Here is a 19,615-nt window from a genome sequence, read left to right as displayed (position 1 = left end):
GCGTCATGCCCCAGTACAAAACGTCTCAATATTTAAGCGTCGTGCAGCTCTATGAGTTGGCTACCGACTGGTGGCAGCTCAATCCCGAGCAACATCAGTTTGTTTATGGCTTCATCCATGATTGGGATGCTTTCCGTTCATGGCTTGACGAATATAGCGAGCCATTTGAAGCCTATAAGGCTGGCGGAAAAGCACGGCAAGAAACCATAGCAGCCTACCCCGAACACTACCCTTTATTTGTTTATGCTCAATGGATGAGGCTGCAAGACGGTTTGCTGCTGAATACCCTGCTTTCGCGATACGGTTATGCAGATGCCTGCTCGAAAAAAGGCGCGTATGAGCAGTCAGCAGATTTCTTTGAGCTTCTGTTGGCCGAAGCCGGACATTTGAACCTCCTTCCTCCGACCGGCTTCGATGCAGGTGCAGAAATAGCTGCTTTGAATTCTTATTCACAAGAGAATTGATTCCGTTTTTTTCGTATTTCATTTTTCTTTCCTATATGTAGCGAGGAAGCCTCGCAAAATACAGTCAAAACTGCTTAATCGGCCGCCCGATTCTTCAGACGGCCTGTTAAACAGTCTCTTCATAAAAGACCGTTTGTCTGCGTTTTTTCGGCTTTTTTCCAAATTGTTAAAGAGCGGTGACAAATCAAGCTATAATGTTTAAAGCCGTTTTTTTGTCTGTTTTAAACATAGTAAAGTAGTAAGATTTTAAACGCAACAATTATTTACAACTTTCCTTACTTCTTTTCTTCAAAATATTGTTTTTAAAATATATTTATTTTTTGATTAATCTTGCTACTTTAACAACATAGTAGTAAGGTAAATAAAAAGGTTTGCTTTATGGCTGGTTTTAAACTTGATATCGCGCAAATCATTGAGATTTCTAAAAAAGCGAAAGAATTGGGCATAGCTTCTGGTTTGCCCTCAAGCAAACCCGGAATTGCTGATAAAGCCGAGCGTGAAAATTGGACATTTGAGTTAGTGCCGGGGAAAGGCGGTAGAGGCGGAATGAAAAAGTTATATACGATTCCGCGCTATATCGTTGAAGAATTAAGAGAAAAAGGCTTGATAGACCTATTATTATCTGAAAATGCAGAGTGCGAACCAGATATAGGGAGCGATAACCCGCAAGAGTCACAGCCTGCTAATCAGACAACAGAGGCTTGTGATCATATAGAGTATGCAGCATGGGCGGCCGTGCAAGACCGCGACCACATCGTACCAGTCAAATATTATAGGGAGGTGTTTGCCTGCGCAGGCAATGGCGCCATCCCGTGGGACACCAACCCCGAGGCTATGTGGTTTCGAGATTCCTTTTTTAAATACTTAGGGTTAAAGCCTGCCGATTGTTTCTGTACGCGTGTAGAAGGGGATAGCATGCACCCAACCCTGATCGACCAAGGCACCGTACTGTGGCATGCCGTTACCCAATACACCCGCGAGGGCATATACCTGTTCAGACAAGGCGAAGAATTGCGGGTAAAACGCCTGCAACGCCTGAACACCAACTCTTTAAACGTCATCAGCGACAACCCTAATAAGGGCATATACCCGACAACAGAACTCGATTTATCCCAAGCCGAACCGCACGACTTCGAGATACTAGGACGCTACCTATGGAGCTGCGGCATCGCAAAATAATCAAATCCTATCTATTTTTTGACAATTTACATGACAAAAATAGTGCAAAATCAACCCAAAAATGAGCAATTTTGCACTATTTTTTCACATTCCGAATTTCCACTCCTTTCCCGCTTAACCTAATGTTTCATCAAAACTTTTCCATTTTTTCCAACACGTCTTAGACATGACAAAATAAACACTACCCCACAGTATGACGAAACCGTGGAAAAATAAATTTATTTGCGATAAGCAAACAAAAAGCCTGTCTGAAAAAATGGTTTTCAGACAGGCTTCACGTTCTGATCACAGGATGCGCAGTTAACAATAAAGCTTGAAAGCCGCTTATTTGATGCGCTTAAACACCAAATCCCACACACCATGCCCCAGCCGTTTGCCGCGGGCTTCAAATTTGGTCTCCGGCCGGTAATCCGGCGTGGGTGCGTAATCTTGTGCGGTGTTTTCCAACTCATCAAAGCCGCTCAACACTTCGAGCATTTGCACCGCATACTCTTCCCAGTCGGTTGCCAGATGGATATAGCCGCCCTGCTTCAATTTAGGCAACAATTTGGCCACAAAAGGCGCTTGAATCAGGCGGCGTTTGTGGTGGCGTTTCTTGTGCCACGGATCGGGAAAGAAAATATGAATGCCGTCTAAGCTGCCGTCGGCCAGCATATTTTCCACCACTTCCACCGCATCATGACGCATCACCCTGATATTGGAAACATTTTCTTCTTCAATCAGCTTCAAAATATTGCCCACACCCGGGCCGTGCACATCAATCGCTAAAAAGTCTTTTTCAGGCAGGCGCTTGGCGATTTCCACCGTAGCCATCCCCATGCCGAAGCCGATTTCCAGCACTTTCGGATTGTCGCGCCCGAATGCTTCATTCAAATTAACCATACTGTGTTGATAATCGATACCGAATTTCGGCCACATGATATCAATCGCGCGCTGCTGTGCCGCTGTCATATGGCCTTGGCGCAAAACAAAACTGCGGATGCTGCGTTTGTGTTCTTCGGGAATATCGGATGTCTGCTGTTCGTTATGATGGCTCATGTGCTTTATTTCATTGCTAAAAAAGGCTGCATTATACAATATAGGCCATGCCTGTCTGAAAAGATTTCAGACAGGCATGGTTTGTATCACATCCCAGCCGAACCTTCCGATTAAAACCAGCAGCAACACCATAAAACCGTAGCGCAAAAACCGCGTGCCGCCTCTAATAGCGAGGTGCGCGCCGGAGATACCGCCGCACAAGTTCGCCGCAGCCAACGGCAGCGCCCATGCCCATACTATGTGGCCGTTCGGAATAAAAAAGCTCAAAGCCGCCAGATTGGTGGTGATGTTGATCACTTTGGAAGAAGCGGTGGCCGTGATGAGATCAAACGAGAAAAAGCGTACAAACACAAAAGCCAGCAAGCTGCCCGTGCCGGGGCCGAAAATGCCGTCGTAAAAACCGATAAGCGCACCGAAAAACAAGCCTAGTGCATATTCTTTGCGGCTAAGCGCACTGCTGCGCACAATCTGCCCAAGGCTTTTTTTGAAAAATGTGTACACAAACATTACAGCCATCACCACCAACATGGCAGGCTTCATGTAATACACGGGGATATGGCTGGTTAACCCTGCCCCAATATAGGAAAAAACATATGCCAGCAATGCGGCTGGCAGCAGCATTTTCCACGGAACGCGGATTTTGCGCACAAATTGAACGCCTGCGGTAAACGTGCCGCAAACGGAAGCGAATTTATTCACACCCAAAATCGAAGCCGGAGCGGCGGCGGGAAACGTGTTAAACAGCGCGGGAATCTGAAGCAGCCCACCGCCGCCAACCGCCGCATCCATCAAACCGGCCAAAAAACCGATAAGCAGCAGAAAAAGAAAATGGGCGTCCATCAACAGCGGAGGTTATTTGGTCCAATGAAATTTAGATTGCGTACCCGAGCGCTCTTTCAGGCGCTGCACCAGTTTTTCTTTGCTGCCCGGCAAACCGTCTTCACAGAATGCGCGGTACAACACACCGCGCACGGGGTCGGCAGTATTGAGGATGGCGCCGATTTCCTTCCATTGCGGATTGCGCGGCTGTATCCAGCGGTTATTCACCGTATCACCGTAGCCGTACACTTTATAAGACGATTTTTTCTTGGCGCTGAAAGCAGACTCGGAGCAATAAAGCGCTTCTGCGCTCAAATTATCATGCCCGCGCGCCGAACGGATATTCAACACATAGCGCACGGTATTGTCCGGCGCCAGCGTGATGCTGTTTAAATCGATTTGCGGCTGCTGCGGAAAATCGGGTTTGATATAAAGATCAAACCATTGCGCATCTTTGCCCGGCATAGGCGGCAATGCCAGCTCCGCTTCTTTAAACTGAGCATCGGCTTCATTCGGATTACGCTCGACATAGCGCGTGTTAACCAGCGTATCTTTGTCGGTACGCGACTGTGCAAAAACAGCGGGGGCGGCCAAAGCCAACAGAAGAATCCAGCGTTGCATATCGTTTTCCTTGCGGGAAATCAAACAGAAAGGCGCATTGTAGCATTCTTAAACGCCGCGGCGAAACAAGCTATAATATTAAGATAAGACACAAGGAAACTTACCATGACCGAACAAACCCTAGATGTAACCGGCCTGAAATGCCCACTGCCGATACTGAGAGCTAAAAAAGCGCTGGCCGCTTTGGAGACGGGCGACGAGCTAACCGTTTTAGCCACCGACGCCGGCGCACCCGATGATTTTGCCGCCTTCTGCAAGCAAACCGGCCACGCCCTTTTGGTTTCGGAAACCTTAGACGGCTGCGTGTTCAAACTGGTTTTGAAACACAAATAACTTTTTCAGACAGGCATATGCCTGTCTGAAACCTCCATTCAAGCAAAGGAACACCATGCAAACCCTCACCATTATCCAACCCGATGATTTCCACCTGCATGTGCGCGACGGCGCCGCATTGGAATCCGTAGTGCCCTACACCGCCCGCCAAATGGGGCGTGCGCTGATTATGCCAAACCTCAAACCGCCGGTTACCACCGTGGCGCAGGCTCTGGCCTACAAACAGCAGATTCTCGATGCCGTGCCCGAAGGTTTGCCGTTCGAACCTTTGATGTCGCTTTACCTCACCGACAACACCACACCGGAAACCGTGCGCGAAGCCAAAGCGGCGGGCATCGTGGCGTTCAAACTCTACCCTGCCGGCGCAACCACCAATTCCGATTCCGGCGTAACCGATTTATTCAAGCTGATTCCCGTGTTGGAAGCAATGGCGGAAGAAGGCATCCTGTTTTTGGTACACGGCGAAGTAACCGATCCTGATATCGACATTTTCGACCGCGAAGCGGTGTTTATCGAGCGCGTGATGAAACCCGTGTTAGAAAAAGTGCCGGGCTTGAAAGTGGTGTTTGAACACATCACCACCGCCGATGCCGCCAAGCTGGTATGCAAAGCGGGCGACAACGTGGCCGCCACCGTAACGCCGCAACATTTATTGCTCAACCGCAACGATTTATTGGTGGGCGGCGTGCACCCGCATCATTACTGCCTGCCGGTATTGAAACGCGAAACCCACCGCGCCGCTTTGGTTGCCGCCATCACAGGCGATAAGTCGCACAAATTTTTCCTCGGCACCGATTCCGCGCCACACCCGAAACACGCTAAAGAAAACGCTTGCGGCTGCGCGGGCATGTTCAGCGCCATCAATGCGATTGAATTTTATGCGGAAGTGTTTGAAAAAGCCGGTGCGCTCGACAAGCTCGAAGCCTTTGCTTCGAAAAACGGCGCCCGTTTCTACGGCTTGCCCGAGAATCCGCGCACCATTACTTTGATAAAACACAATACGAAAGTGCCTGAGAGCGTTCCTTTCGGCGACGGGGAACTCGTACCTATGCGCGCCGGCGGCGAAGTGGAATGGCGCGTAGAGTATTGATTATGCATAATAAGTTAAAAAACGTAAACAATCCGCCGTTTGTTTAAATATGCCAATGCCTGTCTGAAAAAATGTGAAACATTTTCAGACAGGCATTAGAATTAATTGTTCTATAGCATAGAACCAAGCGTGCTTTGCGTTGAAACGCGCTTGGCGTAAAATTACATTTTTTGACAAAACCGTCTTACCCAAATTGGAGAATACACATGTTAAAACAATTCGCACTGGCAGCAACTGTTGCTTTGGCATTGGGCGCCTGCAGTAAAAACGATACCAATCAGGCCGCTTCAGGCACCCAAGTGAGCGCGGATGCTCCTTTAATCGACCGCATCAATAACAAAGGCACCATCACTGTCGGTACCGAAGGCACTTATGCGCCCTTCACCTACCACGATGAAAGCGGCAAGCTTACCGGCTATGATGTAGAAGTAACCCGCGCTGTAGCCGAAAAGCTGGGCGTGAAAGTGGATTTCAAAGAAACCCAATGGGATGCCATGCTGGCCGGCTTGGATGCCAAACGCTTCGACATCGTTGCTAACCAAGTGAGCCTTACCACACCCGAGCGCCAAGCTAAATACGACAAATCCGAACCGTATAGCTGGAGCGGCCCTGCCGCATTGGCACGCAAAGACGATGCGCGCGTTAAATCGTGGGCCGATATCAAAGGCTTGGATGCCGCCCAATCGTTAACCAGCAACTACCGCGAAATGGCCGAAAAATACGGCGCGAAAATCACCGGCGTAGACGGCATGGCACAAGCGATTGAATTGGTTAAACAAAAACGCGTGGATTTAACCTTAAACGACCATCTGGCCATTTTGGACTACCTGAAAAAACATACCGACAGCGGCTTGGAAATCAAACTGGTTGCCGACGCCGGCGAATTACGCGGTTCCGGCCTGATTTTCCGCAAAGGTGAAGATGCTGCGGTAGCGAAAGTGAACGAAGCAATGGTTGAGCTGCAAAAAGACGGCACTTTGAAAAAACTAAGCGAACAATTTTTTGGTGAAGACATAAGTGTTAAATAATATTCTGGCGGCTCTGCCGTTTATGAATGAGGCGAAGGCCCAAATCGTAATCGACGCATTTTGGCCTTTATTGAAAGCGGCTTTGGTTTATACCATTCCGCTTTCTATCGTTTCATTTATCATAGGTTTGCTGATTGCATTGGCTGTTGCTCTGATTCGCGTGGTGCCGCAGGAAGGCTTGGTGCACAAGTTTTTCTACGGCATTGCCCGTTTTTATGTGTCGGTTATCCGCGGCACGCCGCTGCTGCTTCAGCTCTTTATCATTTTCTACGGCCTGCCTGAAATCGGTTTGAAGCTCGATCCCGTGCCCACAGCCATTATTGCGTTCTCACTCAATATCGGCGCTTATGCTTCCGAAACAGTGCGTTCTGCTATTTTGTCGATTCCCAAAGGGCAATGGGAAGCCGGTTTTTCCATCGGCATGACCTATATGCAAACTTTCCGCCGCATCGTGCTACCGCAAGCTTTGCGCGTGGCCGTGCCGCCTTTGTCAAACACCTTTGTCGGGCTGGTAAAAGAAACCTCGCTGGCTTCGTTGGTTCTGATTCCCGAATTGATGAAAGCCTCACAAGTGATTGTGGCGCGCAATTACGAATTTATTCTGATCTACACCGAAGCGGGTTTGATTTATTGGGTAATCTGCACAGTGCTGACGCACATGCAGGGCAAAATGGAAAAACGCCTTGACCGTTATGTGGCGAAATAAGGAGCCGATATGATAGAAATCCGCAATATTCAAAAAACATTCGGCCCAAACACCATTTTGCGCGGCATTGATTTAAATATTGCCAAAGGCCAAGTCGTGGTAATTTTGGGGCCTTCCGGCTCCGGAAAAACCACGTTTCTGCGCTGCCTCAATGCACTGGAAATGCCGGAAGCCGGCACGGTTAAATTCGACAACGAAACACCGCTCAATATCGATTTCGGCAAAAAACCGGGTAAAAAAGACATCCTCGCGCTGCGCCGCAAATCCGGCATGGTGTTTCAGCAATATAATCTTTTCCCGCACAAAACCGCACTGGAAAATGTGATGGAAGGGCCGGTGGCCGTGCAAGGCAAATCCGCCGTCCAAGCGCGTGAAGAGGCCGTGAAGCTTTTACAAAAAGTGGGTTTGGGCGACAAAACCGAGCTTTATCCTTTCCAGCTTTCCGGCGGCCAGCAGCAACGTGTGGGCATTGCCCGCGCTTTGGCCATCCGCCCCGAATTAATGCTGTTTGACGAGCCGACTTCCGCGCTTGACCCCGAGCTTGTGCAGGAAGTGTTAAACACCATGAAAGAGCTGGCGCGCGAAGGCTGGACGATGGTGGTGGTTACACACGAAATCAAGTTTGCTATGGAAGTGGCCGACATCGTGGTGGTGATGGACGGCGGCGTGATTGTCGAACAAGGCAAACCGAAAGATTTGTTCGAGCGCCCGCAACACGAACGCACCCGCCGCTTTTTAAAACAGATTCGGGCGGAAGCTTCTTAAAACGAACCGGCGTTGGCTTAAGCAAAACGCCGGTTTTTTATCCGGCCATGCCTGTCTGAAAAATATGTTAAAGTTACGCCTCTTTCCAATTCAGCATGATTCCCCATATTTTCACAATGAACATTTCCCACGCTCCGCAAAATATCATCGTCGGTTTATCCGGCGGCGTTGATTCTTCCGTAACCGCCTACCTGCTCAAGCAGCAGGGTCATCAAGTGCGCGGCGTGTTTATGCAAAACTGGGAAGACGACGACAGCGACGAATATTGCAGCATCAAGCAGGATTCTTTCGACGCGATTGCCGTGGCCGATATTGTGGGTATAGACATCGACATCGTGAATTTCGCCGCCCAATACAAAGACAAAGTATTCGCCTATTTCCTGCAGGAATACCAAGCAGGCCGCACGCCGAACCCTGATGTGTTGTGCAATGCCGAAATCAAATTCAAATGCTTTCTCGACTACGCCATCGAGCAAGGCGCAGACGTGATTGCCACCGGCCATTATGCACGCAAAGAAGTGCGCAACGGCGTGCATTACTTGCTCAAAGGTTTGGATGCCAACAAAGACCAAAGCTATTTCCTCTACCGCCTGCAACCGCACCAGCTGGCATGCGCCATTTTCCCGCTGGGCGATTTGAAAAAGCCCGAAGTGCGCCGCTTGGCTGCCGAAGCCAAGCTGCCGACCGCCGCCAAAAAAGACAGCACAGGCATCTGCTTTATCGGCGAGCGCCCGTTTCGCGAGTTTCTGCAAAAATACCTGCCCACCAATAACGGCAACATGGTTACGCCCGAAGGCAAAAAAGTGGGCGAACACGTCGGCCTGATGTTTTACACCATAGGCCAGCGCAAAGGCTTGGGCATCGGCGGCGCGGGCGAGCCGTGGTTTGTGGCCGGCAAAGATTTGACCAGCAACGAATTAATCGTGGTGCAAGGCCATGACCATCCCCTGCTCTACACCCAAAGCCTGACCATGAACGATTTGAGCTTCACCCTGCCCGAGCGCCCCAAAGCCGGCAGGTATACCTGCAAAACCCGCTACCGCATGGCCGATGCGGCCTGCGAACTGCGCTATCCAGACAATGACACCGCGCAATTGATATTCGACGAACCGCAATGGGCGGTAACACCCGGGCAATCGGCGGTGTTGTATGACGGCGAAGTATGCTTGGGCGGCGGCATCATTATTGCCACCGACAAACCGGTTATCGTTACCCGACATGCCTGATTCAAACCGGATATTTCCTCAATGCCTGTCTGAAAAGTTTCAGACAGGCATTGCTATTTTCACAGCTTTACATTAAAGCCGCTATAATCACCCGAACCGCCCGCCGGGCATCATAATAAGGATCCTGAATGGAAAAAATCTGGTTACAGAGCTACGAAAAGGGAATTGACGCAGAAATCGACGCCACCCGCTACCAATCCATCATTGATGTGTTTGAGCAAAGCGTGGCCAAATTCCGCAATCAATCGGCGTTTAAAAGCTTAGGCAAAAGCATCAGCTACGGCGAGATGTCGGAATGCGTTAACCGCTTCGCATCTTTTCTGCAAAACAAACTCAAGCTGCCGCAAGGCGAGCGGGTGGCCGTGATGATGCCCAACCTGCTGCAATATCCGATTGCCATTTTCGGCGCACTGAAAGCCGGTATGGTGGTGGTTAACGTCAACCCGCTCTACACCCCGCGCGAGCTGGAACACCAGCTAAACGACAGCGGCGCAAGCACCATTATCGTATTGGAAAATTTCGCGCACACCTTGGCCGAAATTCTGCCCAACACGCAAATCAAACATGTGGTTATGGCGAGCATAGGCGACATGCTCGGCACATTCAAAGGCATGCTGGCGAATTTCATCGTCCGCAAAGTCAAAAAAATGGTGCCGCCTTTCCAAATCAAACATTTCACCCCTTTCAGACAGGCCTTGAAAGAAGGCATGGCAAACACCCTGAAACCCGCCGACCTGAAACGCGAAAACCTGGCGCTGCTGCAATACACCGGCGGCACCACCGGCGTGGCCAAAGGCGCCATGCTTACCCACGGCAACATCTGCGCCAACATGATGCAGGCTGCCGAATGGATCAAACCCAAGCTTGCGCAAGGCAAAGAAACCGTCGTAACCGCCCTGCCGCTTTACCACATTTTCTCTTTTACCGTAAACCTGATGATTTTTACGCAGGCCGGCGCGAAAAATATCCTTATCGCCAATCCGCGCGATTTAAAAGGCTTGATTAAAGAGTTGAAAAAAGAAAGCGTCAGCGTCTTTATCGGCGTGAACACGCTCTACAACGGCCTCTTGAGCCGCGCCGAATTAAAGCAGGTGGATTTCGGCACTTGGCACCTGTGTTTGGGCGGCGGCATGGCCACCCAAAAATCCGTGGCCGAACGCTGGAAAGCGCTCACCGGCCAAGCCATCGTGGATGCCTACGGGCTTACCGAGGCCAGCCCGGGCGTGTGCTGCAACCCTTTGAATATCAAAGAATACACCGGCACCATCGGGCTGCCTCTGCCCAGCACGGAAGTTGAATTGCGCGCCGCCGACGGCAGCGAAGTGGCCCAAGGCGAGGCCGGAGAATTATGGATACGCGGGCCGCAAGTTATGCAAGGCTATTGGAACAGCCCCGAAGAAACCGCCAAAGTGATTGATACGCGCGGTTTTCTGGAAACCGGCGACATTGCCGTGATGGATGAAAAAGGCTGGCTGAAAATCGTAGACCGCAAAAAAGATTTGATTGTGGTGTCGGGATTTAATGTGTACCCGAACGAAGTGGAAGATGTGGTAACCGGCCATCCGAAAGTAACCGAAGCCGCCTGCATCGGCGTGAGCAGCGAGAAAACGGGCGAGGCATTGAAGCTGTTTGTGGTGAAAAAAGACGAATCGCTGAATAAAGAAGAGCTTATCGCCTATTGCCGCAGCCTGCTCACGCCCTACAAAGTGCCGCGCGATATTGAATTTTGGGAAGAGCTGCCCAAGTCCAACGTGGGCAAAATCCTGCGCCGTGTGTTACGCGATAAGGCCGAAGGCAAACACACCCAATAGCGTAATGGATTGTCGAAATGCCTGTCTGAAACCGTTTTCAGACAGGCATTTTTTATCACAAATAATATGAAGAGGCCGCCTGAAAATGTTTTTCGAGCAGCCTCTATAATGAATCGACTTAAATAATAACAACACCGTCATGCTCCGGTCTGACCCGAATATCTTCTAAAGTTACTGTAACTCAAGCTACTTGGTGCAAGCCCGAGCATGACAAATGTGCTATTTTAAGTTGCTTCTCCATATGCCAAATCCAATGTTTCTTGACGGTTTGGCAAACTCATCAGAAGGTGTAATTCAAACCTACGCGGTATTCGCGCCCTGCACCGGGCAAATCGCTGCGTTGGGCATGCGGAATATAATTTTTGTTGAAGACATTGTTCACGGCGAAGTTTACATTCATCTTGTCGTTTTTAAGCGGTTTCCAGTTGGCGGAAATATCGGTTACGCCGTAAGCTTTTTTGCCGGTGTCGGCAGGTGTAACCTCCCGATTGACCAAGATATAGTTGTCTTCTTTCTTCACACCTTCAACTTGGCGGTGGTGTACGCCGATTTCCAAGTCGGGGTTGCCGAAACGGTAGGCAAGCGAACCTGTCCAAGTGCGGCCTATACGCATGGCGTATTCGGGATTTGCACTCAAACGCTCGCCGTAGAATTTCGGCTTACTGTAGGCCACGCCCAAGCGTGCCGTCCAGCCCCCTTTGCGGAACGATGCACCCAACTCATAACCGGAGTTTTTAACTTTGCCGGCATTAATGATTTCAGAATAGCATTCGTTAGGATTTCGCGGTGTCGGCGCATCGCACAAGTGGTTGTTGCGGCCTGTGCTCGTACCCAATGCGTTGCCGATATTTTGCCAAAAATAGCTGCCGTCCGCGCCGAATGTGCCGTTGTCGTAGTTGAAGCCGATTTCGGTATTTCTGGCTCTCTCCGCTTTAGTGTTGTCGGCAATGGAAACCACACCGCGTTTGCCGTGCGCCATAATGCCGTCGTGCATACGCGGGCTGCGGGTGGCATAGTTGTGGCTCGCGCTGAGGCTCAAATCAGGGATAACCTGCCATATCACACCCAAACTCGGGCTGACAGAGCCATCACTGACTTTTTTGCCGTCCATCGCTTTGAAATTAAAGTGGTCGTAGCGCAGACCGGTGGTTAGCGTTAAATCTTCAACAACATCGGTAATCATTTCAGCATAAACGCCGACATCCTGTTTCTTCTGCCTGGTTACGCCCGCACGGAAAATCTGGTCGGGTTTCACTTCCTGGGTGCGGTAGTTGACACCGTATTTCAGCAGAATGCGGTCATTGAGATGCGAATCGAAGTTGACATTACCGCCAACCGTTTCGATTTTGGTTTTGGTGGGTTCCGTGTTACTGTCGCCGCCAGCATAACCGTTCCTGCTGTCGTCAACAGACCAGCGGCCTTTTTCCAAGCGGTAGATATTGGCAGATGCCGATTGGGCAAAACCCATATTTTTGCCCATCCACTCGAGGTTGGTTTGGTTGATGCTCATTTTACGTTTGGCAGGCGCTTGGCGTGCCAATGTGAGCCTTTCTCCGCCTATAGCAAATTCTTCACGTACTACACGGTCACCTTTATGCTCGTTGTTCAGATGGCTCAATACAAAACGGTGGTCTTCGCCTGCATCGATACCGATTTTGGCCAAATAGCCGGTTTTGTCCAATGCGCTAAACGGCACACGCTTGCCGCCGTCCAAGCCGTTGCGGTAACCCGAACCGCCTTTGTAGTTGCTTTCTTTAACACGGTTACCGGAGAGCACGAAATCGACCGCTCCGGGTTTTCCGAACAGCGTCAGGCCGTAGTTGTGTCCGTCGTTGGTGTTGTAGCCGCTGTTTACTTTGAAGCCGAAATTAGGGTTTGTACTGTTTTTCAGCAAATCTTGGGCATCTAAGGTTTTCGCAATCACCGCACCGTTGGTTTGGCCGATACCGGCCGATGCGCTGCCCGCACCTTTTTGCACGGATACGATTTTTACCAAAGCAGGATCAAGCATATGCCGGCCTTGGTGGTAGTGGATTTGGCTGTCGGAGTAGGCATTGTCGACTTTTACATCCACCGAGTTTTGACCCATATTGCGGATATACAGATATTGCGAAGTACCGTTACCCCCGCCGATACCGATAGCAGGCTCGTCTTTAAACAGGCCGCGCAAATCGGTTTCCGTGCTTTCGTCTTTCGAACGGGTAGTAACCACATTGGTTTTCACTTTCGCACCTTGGCGGTCGCCGGTAACCTGTACGCTGTTTACCTCAACTTCAGGGGCTTCTTGGGCTTGAACAGTGTCAGCCAATGCCGACGCAGGATATAGAGCACCTAACACTGCCGCAACTAAAGGCAGTTGCTTGAATTTCATATTTGTCTCCATTCGGATTGATCATCAATTAAAAATTACAGAATTTGAGCTATGAATCCAACTTACATTTTCTTACTATATTTTTAATTTATATAGTTATATTTCATTAAATTTTTTATAGTATTAAAAATCATTATTGATTTGCATCAATACTAACATAATTTTTCGTTTTTACAAAACTATTATCATTTTTAAAATCGGTCTTGATGCTCAAAAACATCCACAACCAATAAAATTGAAACAACATTGCGTTATAGTGGATCAACTTAAAAATAGTACGTTCGTCATACTCGGGCTTGACCCGAGTATCTTGAGTTCCGCTAACTTTAGGAGATACTCGGGTCAAGCCCGAGTATGACGGAAATGCTACTAAAATTAAGTTTTTTAACTATACATAGGGATTGATTGGAATAACTCGAATTCCGGTTACTTGTGAGGAGATACCGGAGCCAGACCTGGCATGATGAAACCATAACAAGAAATAATTTTTTGCCACAGTAAAGCCAACAAATGCCTGTCTGAAAGAGTTTTCAGGCAGGCATTTGTTATTTTTTTGAAATCAATTACTTAAAACAAATCAATAAGCAGCAGGCTCATAATAAACAATGGGCAACCCTGCCCGTTATTCCGCCAAAATACGGGTAAACTTGTCGCCCGAAGTGATGCCGCTGAGCGTTTTGTTGACCGTATAAATTTTAAAACGCGGGTTAACGCCGCCCATCTGCACGGCACGGGCGCTGTGCATTTCGGCATATTTTAAGGCGCTGGCTTCGTCTTCAAACAAATACAGGCCGCCGGCATCGCCGGTTTGCAGGTTTTCCGTCCAGATTTTTGCGATAAAACCCGGCTCCTGCGTGATGGATTTTGCCAAATCCTGCGCGCTGGCCGTGAGTGCGTCGCCCAGCACTTCGGGCGGCAGTTCGAAATCGAACTGTAAGATAACGCTCATGGTTTCTCCTTATGAGTTGTTTGGTTTGATGGTTGATGCCTGTCTGAAACCTTTTCAGACAGGCATTTCTGATTAGAGCTTGTTCTGCTTGAGCCATGACGCCAGGTCATCGCCCGAAATGCCGCCGTTGTCTTCGTAGTCCAGTTTGTTCACCTGCCTGCCTTTGCTGTATTTCGCCAGCACGGGCGTGCCGCTCAAACCGTAAGTCTGCTTAAACGCAGCCCATGCGGTTTTGTCTTGGTGCAGCCGGTACACGTTGACAAAATAAAGCTTGTTTTGCAGCTTATGCTGCCTGACATAGCGTTTGAGCAGCGGCTCGAAAGCGTTGCAGTCGCCGCAGTTGGGGCGGCCGATATAGGCATAAAACGTGTCGCCTCGCTTTACTTTGGCTTCGAAATTTTCAACGGTCAAGCTGTTGAGTTCAAAGTAAATATCGGAATACATGCCTTCGACGCGCTTGGTATTTTCTGCGGAAAGCCGCGCGGCGGTTTCTGCTTCGGCAAGCCGGGCGCGCAGGGTTTGCGCGTCTTCTTTGTTTTGGGCTGCGTTGCAAGCGGCGAGCGATGCGGCCAATAAGGCGGCGCACAAGAATCGTTGTGTCATCCTAAAATCCTTTTGCATAATGATAGACAGTGTTTCAGACAGGCATTCATGCTCGGCGGTAGTGCACGAAAGCATAGGCTATGCCTTTGCTGCTTTCATGCTCTTCCCGCGCAGCTTCCTGCCAAACGGTTTGATCAATCGGCGGAAAAAACGCGTCGCCCGCCATATTGAGCTTCACTTCGGTAATGCGCAAATCGGTGGCAAGCGGCATGGATTCGGCATAAATCTGCGCGCCGCCCATAATGATGATTTCTTCCGTACCGGCGCAGGCTGTAAGCGCTTCCTGCAAAGAAGCGGCTGTTTCCGCACCTTCGGCGGCATAATCCGCCTGCCGCGTAATCACGATATTGCGGCGGCCGGGCAGCGGTTTTTTCGGCAGCGACTCCCAAGTTTTCCGCCCCATAACCACAGGTTTGCCCGAAGTGTAGGCTTTAAAAAAAGCAAAGTCTTCGGGAATGTGCCACGGCATGGTGTTGTCGATACCGATGCAGCCGTTTTCGGCGCAGGCGGCAACCAAAGTGATTTTCTGCATAATTGGGCGCTTTCTTTTTTCAAACGGATATCTGGATATTGTAATCAATAAAATGCCTGTCTGAAACCGCATTTCAGACAGGCATGAATGCACAATGATATAATTTCCGCCGCATTTCTTCCTGATGACCGCTCTATGAAACTCAACCCCCAGCAACAACAAGCCGTGCAATATCTCGGCGGCCCTTTACTTGTTCTAGCAGGTGCGGGCAGCGGTAAAACCGGTGTGATTACCCAGAAAATCAAATACCTGATTACCCAAGTAAATTACCCTGCCCACCACATCGCCGCCATTACGTTTACCAACAAAGCAGCCAAAGAAATGCAGGAGCGTGTGGGCAAAATGCTGCCGAAAAGCCAAACGCGCGGCCTGACCATCTGTACTTTCCACTCGCTCGGCATGCGCATTTTGCGAGAAGAAGCCGCCAACATCGGCTACAAGAAAAATTTTTCCATTCTTGACGGCACCGACAGTGCAAAAATCGTCAAAGAGCTGCTCGGCAGCACCGGCAAAGAAGCCGTGTTCAAAGCCCAGCATCAGATTTCTTTGTGGAAAAACGATTTGAAAACGCCCGAAGAGATTCTTCAGACGGCCTCTAACGAATGGGAAAGCCAAATGGCGAAAGTGTATGCCGGTTACCAGGCTACGCTGGAAAGCTATCAGGCCGTCGATTTCGACGACTTAATCCGCCTGCCCGCCATATTGTTGCAGCAGAACAGCGACGTACGCCACAAATGGCAGCTCCGCCTGCGCTATCTACTGGTAGACGAATGCCAAGACACCAACGCCTGCCAATACACTTTGATGAAACTGCTTACCGGCGCGGAAGGTATGTTTACCGCCGTGGGCGACGACGACCAATCCATCTACGCATGGCGCGGCGCGAACATGGAAAACCTGCGCCAAATGCAAGAAGATTATCCGCAAATGAAAGTGATCAAGCTGGAGCAAAACTACCGCTCCACCGCGCGGATATTGAAAGTGGCCAATAAGGTAATTGAAAACAATCCCAAATTGTTTAAAAAAACCTTGTGGTCGCAGTTCGGCATGGGCGAACACATCAAAATCGTCGCCTGCCAGCACGAACAGCACGAAGCCGAATGGGTGGTCAGCCAGATTGTGAAACAGAAACTGGTAGGCGGCGACAAAACCCAATACGCCGATTTCGCCATCCTCTACCGCGGCAACCATCAGGCGCGGGTATTTGAAGAAGCCTTGCGCAGCGCGCGCGTGCCTTACCAGCTTTCAGGCGGCCAGAGTTTTTTTGATAAAGCCGAAATCAAAGACATATTGTCCTACATCCGCCTGCTCGCCAATCCCAACGACGACCCCGCCTTTTTACGCGCCGTTACCACGCCCAAACGCGGCATCGGCGAAGCCACGCTCGGCAAACTCAACGCTTATGCCCACAACCACGAATGCAGCCTGTATGAAGCGGCGTTAAACCCCGAAGCACAGGCCGTCTTAAACACACAAAACCGCGAGCACCTGCAACAATTCATGGCCTTGATGGAAGATTACCGCGCCCGTGCCGAACACGACGATGCGGGCAAACTTGTCAACAACCTGCTTTCCGACATCGCCTACGAAGCCCACCTGCTGAACAATGAAGAAGGCAAAGCCGGCGAAATCAAATGGCGCAACGTTACCGACCTTACCGACTGGCTGGCGCGCAAAGGTGAACAAGACGGCAAAAACATCATCGAAATCGCCCAAACCATCGCCCTGATGACCCTGCTCGAAGGCAAAAACGAAGAAGAAACAGATGCGGTCAAACTCTCCACCCTGCACGCATCCAAAGGTTTGGAATACCCGTATGTATTTCTTGTAGGCTGTGAAGAAGGCATGCTGCCCCACGCCGACAGTATTGAAGAGAGCAACGTCGAAGAAGAACGGCGGCTGATGTATGTGGGCATCACCCGCGCCAAACGCCAGCTCACGCTTACCCATTGTGTGAAACGCAAACGCCAAGGCACATGGCAGTTTCCCGACCCCAGCCGCTTTATCGACGAAATGCCGCAGGAAGATTTGAAAATCCTCGGCAGAAAAGGCGGCGAACCGATTGTGAGCAAAGAGGAAGGCAAGAGCAATTTGGCCGGTTTGCGGGCGATGTTGGCAGAGAAATCAAAAAACCAAGGATAATACGGCAAGGCCATGGCGCTGTTGGAAATAACCCGAATCCAAAACGAGTCGGCATAATTCTCCGCGCAGACGAACCGATGATAAAACCGATCAATATACTGCCGGCTATCCCGACACTTAACCAACGGAAAAACCAACCTTTTCTCTATATACATATACTTAAAAATTCTCTATATACATATACTTAAAAATTCTCTATATACATATACTTAAAAATTCTCTATATACATATACTTAAAAAGCGCCGTATTCAAAACTCCCAAACAGCTATAATAAAACCACTTACATAGTAACAGGTGTAATGTTGAAAAAAATCATTCTCCTCCGCAAAGCGGATGATCAACATCACAAAAAATATCTGAAAATGCCGCAAAGGCTGCATTCCATTGTTTTTAGTTACTTCACAATATCCACCGCTTCCTGCAAACTGCTCACACCATAAATCTGCAAACCCGGAAAATCTTTGGGATTGCGCGGCAGATTGGCTTTAGGCACGATAGCGCGTTTGAAGCCGAGTTTTTCCGCTTCTTTCAAGCGTTCCTGCCCGCGCGCGACAGGACGGACTTCACCGCTCAAGCCGACTTCGCCGAAGGCCACCATTTTTTCAGGCAGCGGGCGGTTGCGGAAGCTGGAAAGCATGGCAAGGATGATGGCGAGGTCGGCGGCGGGTTCGTTGATTTTTACGCCGCCAACTGCGTTCAAGAACACGTCTTGATCGAAGCAGGCGATGCCGGCATGGCGGTTTAACACGGCCAGCAGCATGGCGAGGCGGTTTTGTTCGAGGCCGACGGTGAGGCGTTTGGGTGTGAAGCCGTGTGCGTCATCAACCAATGCCTGAATTTCCACCAATAGCGGGCGGCTGCCTTCTTGCGTAACCAATACGCACGAGCCGGGTACGTCATCACGGTAGCTGGCGAGAAAAATCGCCGAAGGATTGGATACGCCTTTCAAGCCGTGTTCGGTCATGGCGAATACGCCCAGCTCGTTGGCTGCGCCGAAACGGTTTTTGATGGCGCGTATCATGCGGTAGTTGGAATGCTGGTCGCCCTCGAAATACAGCACGGTATCGACCATGTGCTCGAGCACGCGCGGGCCGGCGATGGCACCGTCTTTGGTAACGTGGCCGACCAAAATCATAGCAATGCCCATCTGCTTTGCCATGCGGGTGAGTTGCGCGGCACACTCACGCACTTGCGATACGGAGCCGGGCGCGGAAGTGATTTGGTCGGAATACATGGTTTGGATGGAGTCAATCACGACTACGGCGGGTTCGTGCTGTTTTAAGACGGCCTGAATCGCTTCCATGCGGATTTCCGCCAGCAGGTTCACGCCTTCGCTTTGCAAGCCCAAACGTTGCGCCCGCAAGGCGACTTGTTGGGCGGATTCCTCGCCGGATACATACAGCACTTTGCGGTTTTTCGCCATCATCGCCACGGTTTGCAACAGCAACGTCGATTTACCGATACCGGGGTCGCCGCCGAGCAGAATGACTGCGCCGCTTACCAAACCGCCGCCGAGCACGCGGTCAAGTTCGCCCATGCCGGTGGGTTCGCGCGGCACTTCGGTGGCGGTAACTTGGGAAAGCTCCTGCACCTGCGCGGTATCCGCCGCCCACGATTGGAAACGTATGTTTTTCGGCTCAGGTGCAGTAAGGCTTTCCTGCAAGGTGTTCCATTCGCCGCAATGCGGGCATTTGCCTTGCCATTTGGGTGTAGTACCGCCGCATTCGCTGCATTGGTAAACGGTTTTCGGTGCTTTTGCCATAAATTCAACATGCCTGTCTGAAAACATGATTGTAACATTTTCAGACAGGCATCTATTTTTTACTCTTTACAATTTATCTTTTTAAAAACAAATACCAAAAGCAATATATGCATAACGCCTATTTAAAGATTATTAAAGATAATTAAATTTTCTAATAGTAACTATAAAAGCTGT

The 19,615-nt window shown here is 50.0% G+C and carries 18 protein-coding genes; 10 read left to right on the top strand and 8 right to left on the bottom strand.

What is annotated here, in order from left to right; all coding sequences use genetic code 11:
- The first annotated feature begins 5 nt into the window (after positions 1-5).
- Both AKG09_RS04905 and AKG09_RS04900 read left to right on the top strand, forming a co-directional pair.
- Positions 6-464: a hypothetical protein gene (locus AKG09_RS04905; RefSeq protein WP_054618361.1), complete on the top strand. Its 459-nt coding sequence runs from the start codon at positions 6-8 to the stop codon at positions 462-464.
- Positions 465-842: 378 nt separating this feature from the next.
- Positions 843-1,643 (top strand): S24 family peptidase, encoded by an 801-nt coding sequence (locus AKG09_RS04900; RefSeq protein WP_054618360.1) that lies wholly within the window; start codon positions 843-845, stop codon positions 1,641-1,643.
- A 324-nt stretch (positions 1,644-1,967) separates the two neighbouring features.
- Here the strand turns inward: AKG09_RS04900 and trmB are convergent, their stop codons facing one another.
- From trmB to AKG09_RS04885, 3 genes are all read right to left on the bottom strand, one after another.
- Complete coding sequence (gene trmB / locus AKG09_RS04895; RefSeq protein ID WP_054618359.1) at positions 1,968-2,681, bottom strand: tRNA (guanosine(46)-N7)-methyltransferase TrmB; 714 nt, start codon at positions 2,679-2,681, stop codon at positions 1,968-1,970.
- Between the two features lie 66 nt (positions 2,682-2,747).
- Positions 2,748-3,527: a TSUP family transporter gene (locus tag AKG09_RS04890; RefSeq protein ID WP_054618358.1), complete on the bottom strand. Its 780-nt coding sequence runs from the start codon at positions 3,525-3,527 to the stop codon at positions 2,748-2,750.
- A 6-nt stretch (positions 3,528-3,533) separates the two neighbouring features.
- Positions 3,534-4,121: a CNP1-like family protein gene (locus AKG09_RS04885; RefSeq protein ID WP_054618357.1), complete on the bottom strand. Its 588-nt coding sequence runs from the start codon at positions 4,119-4,121 to the stop codon at positions 3,534-3,536.
- A gap of 105 nt (positions 4,122-4,226) precedes the next feature.
- Here AKG09_RS04885 and AKG09_RS04880 point away from each other — a divergent pair, with 105 nt between their 5' ends.
- From AKG09_RS04880 to AKG09_RS04850, 7 genes are all read left to right on the top strand, one after another.
- Positions 4,227-4,454, top strand: coding sequence for a sulfurtransferase TusA family protein (locus tag AKG09_RS04880; RefSeq protein ID WP_054618356.1), 228 nt, complete (start codon positions 4,227-4,229; stop codon positions 4,452-4,454).
- 55 nt (positions 4,455-4,509) lie between these two features.
- Entirely contained in the window at positions 4,510-5,544 is a 1,035-nt protein-coding gene (gene pyrC, locus AKG09_RS04875; RefSeq protein WP_054618355.1) for a dihydroorotase, read from the top strand.
- A 206-nt stretch (positions 5,545-5,750) separates the two neighbouring features.
- The gene (locus tag AKG09_RS04870) at positions 5,751-6,572 is read left to right on the top strand and encodes an amino acid ABC transporter substrate-binding protein (RefSeq protein WP_054618354.1); all 822 of its coding nucleotides are present in this window, start codon (positions 5,751-5,753) and stop codon (positions 6,570-6,572) included.
- The gene (locus AKG09_RS04865) at positions 6,562-7,278 is read left to right on the top strand and encodes an amino acid ABC transporter permease (protein WP_054618353.1); all 717 of its coding nucleotides are present in this window, start codon (positions 6,562-6,564) and stop codon (positions 7,276-7,278) included. The genes AKG09_RS04870 and AKG09_RS04865 overlap by 11 nt, the downstream gene beginning before the upstream one ends.
- A 9-nt stretch (positions 7,279-7,287) precedes the next feature.
- Positions 7,288-8,043, top strand: a complete 756-nt coding sequence (locus AKG09_RS04860) for an amino acid ABC transporter ATP-binding protein (protein ID WP_054618352.1) — start codon at positions 7,288-7,290, stop codon at positions 8,041-8,043.
- Positions 8,044-8,159: 116 nt separating this feature from the next.
- Positions 8,160-9,269, top strand: a complete 1,110-nt coding sequence (gene mnmA / locus AKG09_RS04855; protein WP_054618351.1) for a tRNA 2-thiouridine(34) synthase MnmA — start codon at positions 8,160-8,162, stop codon at positions 9,267-9,269.
- Between the two features lie 128 nt (positions 9,270-9,397).
- Positions 9,398-11,080, top strand: a complete 1,683-nt coding sequence (locus AKG09_RS04850) for an AMP-binding protein (RefSeq protein WP_054618350.1) — start codon at positions 9,398-9,400, stop codon at positions 11,078-11,080.
- A gap of 280 nt (positions 11,081-11,360) precedes the next feature.
- Here the strand turns inward: AKG09_RS04850 and AKG09_RS04845 are convergent, their stop codons facing one another.
- The 4 genes from AKG09_RS04845 to AKG09_RS04830 all read right to left on the bottom strand — a co-directional run bounded on the left by AKG09_RS04845 (position 11,361) and on the right by AKG09_RS04830 (position 15,535).
- On the bottom strand, positions 11,361-13,451 hold the full coding sequence (locus tag AKG09_RS04845; RefSeq protein WP_054618349.1) for a TonB-dependent receptor domain-containing protein: 2,091 nt from the start codon (positions 13,449-13,451) through the stop codon (positions 11,361-11,363).
- Positions 13,452-14,073: 622 nt separating this feature from the next.
- Positions 14,074-14,400, bottom strand: a complete 327-nt coding sequence (locus AKG09_RS04840) for a monooxygenase (RefSeq protein ID WP_054618348.1) — start codon at positions 14,398-14,400, stop codon at positions 14,074-14,076.
- Positions 14,401-14,472: 72 nt separating this feature from the next.
- Complete coding sequence (locus AKG09_RS04835; RefSeq protein ID WP_054618347.1) at positions 14,473-15,003, bottom strand: co-chaperone YbbN; 531 nt, start codon at positions 15,001-15,003, stop codon at positions 14,473-14,475.
- A 46-nt stretch (positions 15,004-15,049) separates the two neighbouring features.
- Entirely contained in the window at positions 15,050-15,535 is a 486-nt protein-coding gene (locus tag AKG09_RS04830; RefSeq protein WP_054618346.1) for a dihydrofolate reductase, read from the bottom strand.
- A 135-nt stretch (positions 15,536-15,670) separates the two neighbouring features.
- Here AKG09_RS04830 and rep point away from each other — a divergent pair, with 135 nt between their 5' ends.
- Positions 15,671-17,677 carry a DNA helicase Rep gene (gene rep, locus AKG09_RS04825; protein WP_054618527.1) on the top strand — a complete coding sequence of 669 codons (2,007 nt, stop codon included), beginning with the start codon at positions 15,671-15,673 and terminating at the stop codon, positions 17,675-17,677.
- A 396-nt stretch (positions 17,678-18,073) separates the two neighbouring features.
- Here rep and radA read toward each other — a convergent pair whose 3' ends face one another.
- Positions 18,074-19,441, bottom strand: a complete 1,368-nt coding sequence (gene radA / locus AKG09_RS04820) for a DNA repair protein RadA (RefSeq protein ID WP_054618345.1) — start codon at positions 19,439-19,441, stop codon at positions 18,074-18,076.
- Positions 19,442-19,615 lie beyond the last annotated feature (174 nt).

Origin of the sequence: Neisseria sp. 83E34, assembly GCF_001308015.1 — a bacterium.
Taxonomy (GTDB): domain Bacteria; phylum Pseudomonadota; class Gammaproteobacteria; order Burkholderiales; family Neisseriaceae; genus Neisseria.
The sequence above is the reverse complement of the archived record's forward strand: the minus strand, read 5'-3'. Positions and strand labels throughout refer to the sequence as shown.

Bases quoted from the DNA above. Each gene is read 5' to 3' on its own strand.
- AKG09_RS04840 (WP_054618348.1), bottom strand. From the start codon at position 14,400: ATGAGCGTTATCTTACAGTTCGATTTCGAACTGCCGCCCGAAGTGCTG.
- AKG09_RS04850 (WP_054618350.1), top strand. From the start codon at position 9,398: ATGGAAAAAATCTGGTTACAGAGCTACGAAAAGGGAATTGACGCAGAA.
- mnmA (WP_054618351.1), top strand. From the start codon at position 8,160: ATGAACATTTCCCACGCTCCGCAAAATATCATCGTCGGTTTATCCGGC.
- AKG09_RS04835 (WP_054618347.1), bottom strand. From the start codon at position 15,003: ATGACACAACGATTCTTGTGCGCCGCCTTATTGGCCGCATCGCTCGCC.
- trmB (WP_054618359.1), bottom strand. From the start codon at position 2,681: ATGAGCCATCATAACGAACAGCAGACATCCGATATTCCCGAAGAACAC.
- AKG09_RS04830 (WP_054618346.1), bottom strand. From the start codon at position 15,535: ATGCAGAAAATCACTTTGGTTGCCGCCTGCGCCGAAAACGGCTGCATC.
- AKG09_RS04885 (WP_054618357.1), bottom strand. From the start codon at position 4,121: ATGCAACGCTGGATTCTTCTGTTGGCTTTGGCCGCCCCCGCTGTTTTT.
- AKG09_RS04905 (WP_054618361.1), top strand. From the start codon at position 6: ATGCCCCAGTACAAAACGTCTCAATATTTAAGCGTCGTGCAGCTCTAT.
- radA (WP_054618345.1), bottom strand. From the start codon at position 19,441: ATGGCAAAAGCACCGAAAACCGTTTACCAATGCAGCGAATGCGGCGGT.
- AKG09_RS04845 (WP_054618349.1), bottom strand. From the start codon at position 13,451: ATGAAATTCAAGCAACTGCCTTTAGTTGCGGCAGTGTTAGGTGCTCTA.
- AKG09_RS04880 (WP_054618356.1), top strand. From the start codon at position 4,227: ATGACCGAACAAACCCTAGATGTAACCGGCCTGAAATGCCCACTGCCG.
- AKG09_RS04900 (WP_054618360.1), top strand. From the start codon at position 843: ATGGCTGGTTTTAAACTTGATATCGCGCAAATCATTGAGATTTCTAAA.
- rep (WP_054618527.1), top strand. From the start codon at position 15,671: ATGAAACTCAACCCCCAGCAACAACAAGCCGTGCAATATCTCGGCGGC.
- AKG09_RS04860 (WP_054618352.1), top strand. From the start codon at position 7,288: ATGATAGAAATCCGCAATATTCAAAAAACATTCGGCCCAAACACCATT.
- pyrC (WP_054618355.1), top strand. From the start codon at position 4,510: ATGCAAACCCTCACCATTATCCAACCCGATGATTTCCACCTGCATGTG.
- AKG09_RS04870 (WP_054618354.1), top strand. From the start codon at position 5,751: ATGTTAAAACAATTCGCACTGGCAGCAACTGTTGCTTTGGCATTGGGC.